Origin of the sequence: Pseudomonas sp. UV AK001 (assembly GCF_046097675.1) — a bacterium.
Lineage (GTDB): Bacteria > Pseudomonadota > Gammaproteobacteria > Pseudomonadales > Pseudomonadaceae > Aquipseudomonas > Aquipseudomonas kribbensis.
Window position 1 is genome coordinate 262,115 of sequence record NZ_JBJUVZ010000010.1, and the last position, 7,417, is coordinate 269,531.

General features: G+C 63.5%; 10 protein-coding genes. 7 read left to right on the plus strand and 3 right to left on the minus strand.

The features are described 5' to 3' along the window. Window positions 1-27: 27 nt before the first annotated feature. Window positions 28-1,161, minus strand: a complete 1,134-nt coding sequence (gene ribD, locus ACKLNA_RS24735; protein ID WP_408987383.1) for a bifunctional diaminohydroxyphosphoribosylaminopyrimidine deaminase/5-amino-6-(5-phosphoribosylamino)uracil reductase RibD — start codon at window positions 1,159-1,161, stop codon at window positions 28-30. Next, window positions 1,158-1,622 (minus strand): transcriptional regulator NrdR, encoded by a 465-nt coding sequence (nrdR, locus tag ACKLNA_RS24740; RefSeq protein WP_003228656.1) that lies wholly within the window; start codon window positions 1,620-1,622, stop codon window positions 1,158-1,160. The genes ribD and nrdR overlap by 4 nt, the downstream gene beginning before the upstream one ends. A gap of 128 nt (window positions 1,623-1,750) precedes the next feature. Between nrdR and ACKLNA_RS24745 the strand changes: the two genes are divergently transcribed. The 3 genes from ACKLNA_RS24745 to trxA are packed head-to-tail and all read left to right on the plus strand — an operon-like array spanning window position 1,751 to window position 3,780. Then, window positions 1,751-2,215 carry a hypothetical protein gene (locus ACKLNA_RS24745; RefSeq protein ID WP_305835673.1) on the plus strand — a complete coding sequence of 155 codons (465 nt, stop codon included), beginning with the start codon at window positions 1,751-1,753 and terminating at the stop codon, window positions 2,213-2,215. Next, window positions 2,212-2,868, plus strand: a complete 657-nt coding sequence (locus tag ACKLNA_RS24750; protein ID WP_408987384.1) for a class I SAM-dependent methyltransferase — start codon at window positions 2,212-2,214, stop codon at window positions 2,866-2,868. Before ACKLNA_RS24745 ends, ACKLNA_RS24750 begins: the two co-directional genes overlap by 4 nt. Window positions 2,869-2,907: 39 nt before the next feature. Next, window positions 2,908-3,780 (plus strand): thioredoxin, encoded by an 873-nt coding sequence (gene trxA, locus ACKLNA_RS24755; protein ID WP_102620873.1) that lies wholly within the window; start codon window positions 2,908-2,910, stop codon window positions 3,778-3,780. Window positions 3,781-3,784: 4 nt separating this feature from the next. Here trxA and ACKLNA_RS24760 read toward each other — a convergent pair whose 3' ends face one another. Next, on the minus strand, window positions 3,785-4,141 hold the full coding sequence (locus ACKLNA_RS24760) for a hypothetical protein (RefSeq protein WP_408987385.1): 357 nt from the start codon (window positions 4,139-4,141) through the stop codon (window positions 3,785-3,787). Window positions 4,142-4,275: 134 nt separating this feature from the next. On the opposite strand from ACKLNA_RS24760, the gene ACKLNA_RS24765 reads away from it, so the two are divergent. The 4 genes from ACKLNA_RS24765 to ACKLNA_RS24780 are packed head-to-tail and all read left to right on the plus strand — an operon-like array spanning window position 4,276 to window position 7,389. Continuing rightward, window positions 4,276-4,866 carry a DUF2796 domain-containing protein gene (locus ACKLNA_RS24765; protein WP_408987386.1) on the plus strand — a complete coding sequence of 197 codons (591 nt, stop codon included), beginning with the start codon at window positions 4,276-4,278 and terminating at the stop codon, window positions 4,864-4,866. 15 nt (window positions 4,867-4,881) lie between these two features. Next, window positions 4,882-5,592, plus strand: coding sequence for an ABC transporter ATP-binding protein (locus ACKLNA_RS24770; RefSeq protein ID WP_119428933.1), 711 nt, complete (start codon window positions 4,882-4,884; stop codon window positions 5,590-5,592). Window position 5,593: 1 nt separating this feature from the next. Continuing rightward, complete coding sequence (locus ACKLNA_RS24775; protein WP_408987387.1) at window positions 5,594-6,859, plus strand: ABC transporter permease; 1,266 nt, start codon at window positions 5,594-5,596, stop codon at window positions 6,857-6,859. Window positions 6,860-6,870: 11 nt separating this feature from the next. Next, a complete protein-coding gene (locus ACKLNA_RS24780; protein WP_085712361.1) occupies window positions 6,871-7,389 on the plus strand; it encodes a DUF3299 domain-containing protein in 519 nt (172 codons plus the stop codon). Window positions 7,390-7,417: the final 28 nt, after the last annotated feature.

Genomic DNA, 7,417 nt, shown 5'->3' on the forward strand with positions numbered 1-7,417 from the left:
AGCCAGCGCTAACGCGATGGCCGGGAATTATACGCTCGCCGATGAGACAGGGATTGCAGTGACTCGCCAGTCATCGCCAACCGCGCGAATTTCAGTGATTTTCAGCTCCGGCGCATCCTTCATATAGGCTAGCGGCCAGTCCAGCAGCGGACGCGCCGTGGAGCCGAGCAACTTGCCGGCGATGAAGATCACGAACTCGTCGACCAGACCAAGCCGGGCAAACGCGCCGGCCAGTCGCGGGCCGGCCTCGACCAGCACTTCGTTGACGCCACGGTTGGCCAGCTCGATCAGCAATTGATGCAGATCGACCTGACCGTCATCGCCCGGCACGATCAGGCATTCCGGGCCGTGCGCGTACTGTTCTTCGATGGCCACGCAGGTGGCGACCAGCGCCGGGCCGGCCTTGAAGAACGGTGCATCCAGCGGCACTCGCAGACGCCCGTCAATCAGCACCCGCAGCGGCGGACGGCTCAGGGCCAGCGCGGTTTGTTCAGCATCCAGGCCCAGTTCATCGCCGCGCACGGTCAGCCGTGCGCCATCGGCCAGCACTGTGTCGGCGCCGGTCAGCACCACGCTGGCCTGGGCGCGCAGACGCTGCACCGCCGAACGTGCGGCAGGGCCGGTGATCCACTGGCTCTCGCCGCTTTCCATCGCCGTGCGCCCGTCGAGGCTCATGGCCAACTTGACCCGCACGAACGGCAAGCCGTGTTCCATGCGCTTCAGAAAACCTTGATTGAGCTTGCGCGCTTCGCTTTCCAGTACGCCGCTTTCTGTGGCGATGCCGGCATCGGCCAGACGCTGCAAACCGCGCCCGGCGACTTGTGGATTGGGATCGCGCATCGCCGCGACCACCCGGCCAACACCGGCATTCACCAGCGCATCGGCACAGGGCGGTGTACGGCCATGATGGCTGCAAGGTTCGAGGGTGACGTAAGCGGTCGCGCCCCGGGCCAGCTCACCGGCAGCGCGCAGGGCGTGGACTTCGGCGTGGGGTTCGCCGGCGCGCTCATGCCAGCCTTCGCCGACAATCTGCCCGTCGCGCACAATCACGCAGCCGACCCGTGGATTGGGGTGCGTCGTGTAATGCCCCTTGCGCGCCAGCTCCAGGGCCCGGGCCATGAAACGGGCGTCGAGGATGGCCTGCTCGGCGGCGGTGGTCATTCTTTCACCGGTTCACGGGCGAGACGGTCGATCTCTTCGCGGAACTCGTTGAGGTCCTGGAAGCGGCGGTACACGGAAGCGAAACGGATGTAGGCGACTTCATCGAGCTTTTGCAGCTCGGCCATCACCAGCTCGCCGACCACGAGGGATTTGACCTCGCGTTCGCCGGTGGCGCGCAGCTTGTGTTTGATGTGCACCAGCGAGGACTCGAGACGCTCGACGCTCACCGGACGTTTCTCCAGGGCGCGCTGCATGCCGGCGCGGAGTTTTTCTTCGTCGAACGGCTGGCGACTGCCGTCGGTTTTGATCAGGCGCGGCAACACCAGTTCGGCCGTCTCGAACGTCGTGAAACGTTCGCCGCAGGCCAGGCATTCACGCCGGCGGCGCACCTGTTCGCCCTCGGCGACCAGACGCGAGTCGATGACCTTGGTGTCGTTGGCACCGCAGAAGGGACAGTGCATGGTGGCTGGCAACAAAAAAAGGGAGGGCCATGGTAGCGCATCCCGGTGGCAAGACAAGCCATAGGCTTTGCGGTATACAGACTGCCATGATCGTTTGATCCATGGATTTCATTTTGACGGAGCCACCAATGTCGCTACGACCGCTCGTTTTGCTCAGTGTTTTCGCCCTGCTGGTGGCCTGTGGCAGCGATAAGCCCAAGCCGCAGCCGCCAACGCCGGGCCCGGCGCCGCAACAGGCGCAGAAAAAGGCCAAAGAAGCAGCCGACCTCGGCCCGCTGCCCGCGTATCAACGGGAACTGAGCGGCACCCTGCAAGGCGTGCCGGCGGGCGCCGAAGTCGAACTGGCGCTGCTGGTGATCGACGAGAAAGGTCGCCCGCAACAATTGCTCGCCAGCTCCAGCCTGATCGGCAACAACCAGATTCTGCCGTTTCGCCTGCGCTTCAATCCTGACGCCTTCCCGGTCGGCGCACGGGTCGAACTGCGTGGCCGCGCCACCCAATCCGGTCAGCTGATCCTGCACCTGCCGTCGCAGACCATCAGCCAGCCGACCACTCAGGCCCTGGGCCAGCTGCAGTTTGTAAAAGCGCCATGAATGCACCGCTGGACCTGCAACAGGCGCTGGGCGAACTGCTCGGTGATGCCCGACTGGTGGCCTGCCCGCTGCCGGACACTGACCTGAAACTGTGGCTGATCGACGGCGACAACATGGCCCGGGAATTCAGCCCCGAAGAAACCCGGCGGATCCTGCACGAGCCGCCGTACTGGAGTTTCTGCTGGGCCAGCGGCCTGGCGGTGGCGCGTTATCTGGCGGAATTCCCCGAGTGGGTGCGTGGCAAGCGCGTACTGGATTTCGGCGCCGGTTCCGGGATCGCCGGGATTGCCGCCGTGAAGGCCGGCGCGCTGGAAGTGGTGGCCTGCGACCTCGATCCGCTGGCGATTGCCGCGTGCCAGGCGAATGCCGAACTCAATGATGTGCAAATGAGCTATTCCACGGATTTCTTCGCCGAGGCGGATCGCTTCGATCTGATCCTGGTAGCCGACGTTCTGTACGACCGGGAAAACCTGCCGCTGCTCGACGCCTTTCTCAGTCGCGGCCGCGAAGCCTTGGTGGCGGATTCGCGGGTCAGGGATTTCCGTCACCCGCTGTACCGGCGCATCGAAATGCTCGAAGCCATGACCCTGCCGGATCTGGCCGAGCCCGAAGAGTTTCGCCATGTCAGCCTCTACCACGCGGCCCGCGCCTGACCGTATAGTTGCCCCATTCACGCTTTTACGAGATACCCCATGAGTCAGCAAACGCCGTACATCTTCGACGCCACGACGGCCGACTTCGACCAGTCGGTGATCGAGGCTTCTTTTCAAAAACCGGTGCTGGTGGATTTCTGGGCCGAATGGTGTGCGCCGTGCAAGGCGCTGATGCCAATGCTGCAAGGCATCGCCGAGAGTTATCAGGGCGAGTTGCTGCTGGCCAAGGTCGATTGCGACGTCGAGCAGGACATCGTCGCCCGCTTCGGTATCCGCAGCCTGCCGACCGTGGTGCTGTTCAAGGACGGTCAACCGGTGGACGGTTTTGCCGGGGCCCAGCCGGAATCCGCCGTGCGTGCCCTGCTTGAACCTCACGTAAAAATGCCACCGCCGGCAGCGGCTGATCCGTTCGAGCAAGCCCAGGCGCTGTTCGACGAAGGCCGTTACGCCGATGCCGAAGCGGCACTGGTGGTGATGCTCAACGAAGACAACACCAACGCCAAGGCGCTGATTCTCTACGCTCGCTGCCTGACCGAACGCGGTGAGCTGGGCGAAGCGCAAACCGTGCTCGACGCGGTCAAGAGCGACGAGCACAAGGCTGCACTGGCCGGTGCCAAGGCGCAGATCAAGTTCCTCGGTCTGGCCCGTGACCTGCCGGATGCCGCCGACCTGAAAAGCCGTCTGGCGCAGAACCCGCAGGACGATGAAGCGGTGTATCAACTGGCGATCCAGCAACTGGCCCGCCAGCAATACGAAGCGGCGCTGGACGCACTGCTCAAGCTGTTCATCCGCAACCGCAGCTACGGCGAAGGCCTGCCGCACAAGACCTTGCTGCAAGTGTTCGAACTGCTGGGCAACGATCACCCGCTGGTGACCGCTTACCGGCGCAAGGTGTTTGCCGCGCTGTACTAAGCGCTTACTCGATCCAGCTGTAGAGCGGCGTGTCCCCGCCGCTCGCCACTTTCACATCAGACGAATGCCGCAGGCGCACCAGCAAGCGCTTGCCCGCCGCCGCGCTGCCGGTCAGTCCTTCGAGCTGATCCAGCAGCTCCGGCCCGCTGAGTTGCCCGGCCTTGCGCAGCAAATCCCTGGCGACCTGCCACACCGCGTCATCCTGATTCACCGGTTTCGTCACAGGCGCTGCAGCGGCTTGCGGCTGGGCCGCCGGCACCTGCACGCCAAACTGCGCACCGAGCCGCGCCCAGTCGCTTTCATCCAGTTCTAGGGTCAAATCCACCGGCAACTCACCGACGGTTCCGCGTATCCGCAACATAACTTCGCTCCCGCACATTTCTGACCTGCATGCTCCCATGGGACTTGTGTAACGCCAAGCGGGCGGGCAAACTCTGCGCACTTTCGTTATAAGATTACATAACAAACTCTTCACTTTACTTCCCGGAGTTCGCCATGCGTCGTCTGCTGCTCGCTTTGCCGTTTGCCCTGTTGCCGCTGGCCATCGCCCAGGCCGCCGATGAGCACGATCATGATCACGAACATGGCAGCCTCGGTGCCCACGAGCATGGCGTCGGTCGCCTGAACGCGGCGCTCGACGGCCAGACCCTGGAGCTGGAGCTGGAAAGCCCGGCGATGAACCTCGTGGGTTTTGAACACGTCGCCACCAGCGATGCCGACAAGGCCAAGGTCGCCGCCGCCCGTGCACAGCTGGAAAAGCCATTGGCGCTGTTCAGCCTGCCGGCCGCTGCCGGTTGCAAAGTCGCCGGTCAGAAACTGGAAAGCCCGCTGTTCGGTGACAAGCCGGATGCCGACGATGACCACGACGAAGACGCCAAGGGCGGCGAAGCGCATCACCACGACCACAGCGAAATCCACGCCCACTACCAGTTCACCTGCGCAGCACCGGGTGCGTTGAATACGCTGGATCTGGCCAATATTTTCAATACCTTCCCGGCCACCCAGAAAATTCAGGTACAACTGATCGGACCGAGCGGCCAGCAAGGCACGGAAGTGACGGCCAAATCCGCCGCCCTGAAATTCTGATCACGAACCGGCACCATGACCCAAGCACTCATCGAACTGTCCGACCTGGGCTTCAACTGGCCCGGTCATCCACCGCTGCTGGACATCCCGGCGTTTCGTCTGGAACCGGGTGAAACCCTGTTCCTCAAGGGCCCCAGCGGCAGCGGCAAGACCACCCTGCTCGGCCTGCTCGGCGGGGTGCAGAAGCCCGGTCGCGGCAGCATTCGCCTGCTCGGCCAGGAACTGACCGAGCTGGGTGCCGGCGCTCGCGACCGTTTTCGCGTCGATCACACCGGCTACATTTTCCAGCAGTTCAACCTGCTGCCATTTCTCTCGGTGCGTGAGAACGTCGAGCTGCCCTGCCACTTTTCGAAGCTGCGGGCAGACCGTGCGAAGCAACGTCATGGCAGCGTCGATCAGGCCGCCGCCACCCTGCTCGCCCACCTGGGTCTGAAGGACGAAGGCATTCTCGGACGCCGCGCCGATTCGCTGTCGATCGGTCAGCAGCAACGGGTCGCCGCTGCGCGTGCATTGATCGGGCAACCGGAACTGGTGATCGCCGACGAACCGACCTCGGCACTGGATTACGACGCCCGGGAAAGCTTCATTCGCCTGTTATTCGCCGAATGCCGTGAAGCCGGTTCGAGCCTGTTGTTCGTCAGCCACGACCAGAGCCTGGCGCCGCTGTTCGACCGTCACCTGTCCCTGGCCGAACTCAATCGCGCCGCCACGTCTGCCGAGGTCTGAGATGTATCTGTTCCGTCTGGCCATGGCCAGCCTCGCCAACCGCCGCTTCACCGCCCTGCTCACCGCGTTCGCCATTGCCCTCTCCGTCTGCCTGCTGCTGGCGGTGGAGCGGGTGCGCACCGAAGCCAAGGCCAGTTTCGCCAGCACCATCAGCGGCACCGACCTGATCGTCGGCGCCCGTTCCGGTTCGGTGAACCTGCTGCTGTATTCGGTGTTCCGCATCGGCAACGCCACCAACAACATCCGCTGGGACAGCTTCGAACACTTCGCCAGCAATCCGAAAGTGAAGTGGGCGATCCCGATGTCCCTCGGTGATTCCCATCGCGGCTACCGGGTGATGGGCACCACCGAAGCCTATTTCGAGCATTACCAGTACGGTCGCCAGCAGCACCTGGAACTGGCCGACGGCCGCGCCTTCGCTACCGATCCGTTTGAAGTGGTGCTCGGGGCCGAAGTGGCCGAGGCGCTGCATTACAAACTCGGCGACAAACTGGTACTCGCCCATGGCGTGGCGGCGATCAGTCTGGTCAAGCATGACGACAAACCGTTCACCGTGGTCGGCATTCTCAAGCGCACCGGCACACCCGTGGACCGCACGTTGCACATCAGCCTCGGCGGCATGGAGGCGATCCACATTGACTGGCACAACGGTGTGCCGGCCCGTGGCAACGGGCGGATCAGCGCCGATCAGGCGCGCAACATGGACCTGACGCCGCAGGCGATCACCGCGTTCATGCTCGGCCTCAACAGCAAGATTTCCACCTTCGCGCAGCAACGGGAAATCAATGAATTCCGTGGCGAACCGATGCTGGCGATCCTGCCGGGCGTGGCCTTGCAGGAACTGTGGAGCCTGATGAGCACCGCTGAAAAAGCGTTGTTCGTGGTCTCGCTGTTCGTGGTACTGACCGGGTTGATCGGCATGCTCACGGCGATTCTCACCAGTCTCAACGAACGTCGTCGCGAAATGGCGATTCTGCGCTCGGTGGGCGCGCGGCCGTGGCACATCGCGAGCTTGCTGGTGCTGGAAGCCTTCGCCCTGGCGCTGACCGGGGTGATCGCCGGGCTGGCGCTGCTGTACATCGGCATCGCCGCAGCACAGGGTTATGTGCAGGCCAATTACGGCTTGTATCTGCCGCTGGCATGGCCAAGCGAGTATGAATGGACGCTGCTCGGTGGCATTCTGGCTGCCGCGCTGCTGATGGGCAGTGTGCCGGCCTGGCGCGCGTATCGCCAATCATTGGCCGATGGCCTGTCGATCCGTTTATGAGGATGTTCACCATGCCCCGCGCTGTCCTTGCGCTGCTGATGCTGGTCGCCCTGCCTGTGTGGGCGGCGGCACCGAAAGACTTGACCTGGTCGGAGATGATCCCGCCGGACGCGGCGCCCGAAGTACCGAACATGACGCCGCTGCATGACCTGTCGAAGATGAGTGATGCGCTGTCCGCCGAGTCCGCGCCAGCGGCGAAACAGGACATGCCCAACGCACCGGTGGTGCAAAGCCTCGACGGCCAGAACATCCGCCTGCCGGGCTATATCGTGCCACTGGAAGTGAGCGAGGAAGGACGTACCACAGACTTCCTGCTGGTGCCGTATTTCGGCGCCTGCATCCACGTGCCGCCACCGCCGTCGAACCAGATCGTGCATGTGAAAAGCGAAGTCGGCGTGAAGCTCGACGAGCTGTATCAGCCGTACTGGGTCGAGGGGCCGTTGCAGGTCAAACCGTCCACCAGCGAACTGGCGGATGCGGGCTATCAGATGGATGCGGACAAGATTTATGTGTACGAGCTGCCGGAGTAAGTCCGGTAATTCTGTACTGTTTGGCCCA

Excerpts from the sequence above, each read along its gene's own strand:
- ACKLNA_RS24775 (WP_408987387.1), top strand. The coding sequence starts at position 5,594 with ATGTATCTGTTCCGTCTGGCCATGGCCAGCCTCGCCAACCGCCGCTTC.
- trxA (WP_102620873.1), top strand. The coding sequence starts at position 2,908 with ATGAGTCAGCAAACGCCGTACATCTTCGACGCCACGACGGCCGACTTC.
- ACKLNA_RS24780 (WP_085712361.1), top strand. The coding sequence starts at position 6,871 with ATGCCCCGCGCTGTCCTTGCGCTGCTGATGCTGGTCGCCCTGCCTGTG.
- ACKLNA_RS24750 (WP_408987384.1), top strand. The coding sequence starts at position 2,212 with ATGAATGCACCGCTGGACCTGCAACAGGCGCTGGGCGAACTGCTCGGT.
- ACKLNA_RS24770 (WP_119428933.1), top strand. The coding sequence starts at position 4,882 with ATGACCCAAGCACTCATCGAACTGTCCGACCTGGGCTTCAACTGGCCC.
- nrdR (WP_003228656.1), bottom strand. The coding sequence starts at position 1,622 with ATGCACTGTCCCTTCTGCGGTGCCAACGACACCAAGGTCATCGACTCG.
- ribD (WP_408987383.1), bottom strand. The coding sequence starts at position 1,161 with ATGACCACCGCCGCCGAGCAGGCCATCCTCGACGCCCGTTTCATGGCC.
- ACKLNA_RS24760 (WP_408987385.1), bottom strand. The coding sequence starts at position 4,141 with ATGTTGCGGATACGCGGAACCGTCGGTGAGTTGCCGGTGGATTTGACC.
- ACKLNA_RS24745 (WP_305835673.1), top strand. The coding sequence starts at position 1,751 with ATGTCGCTACGACCGCTCGTTTTGCTCAGTGTTTTCGCCCTGCTGGTG.
- ACKLNA_RS24765 (WP_408987386.1), top strand. The coding sequence starts at position 4,276 with ATGCGTCGTCTGCTGCTCGCTTTGCCGTTTGCCCTGTTGCCGCTGGCC.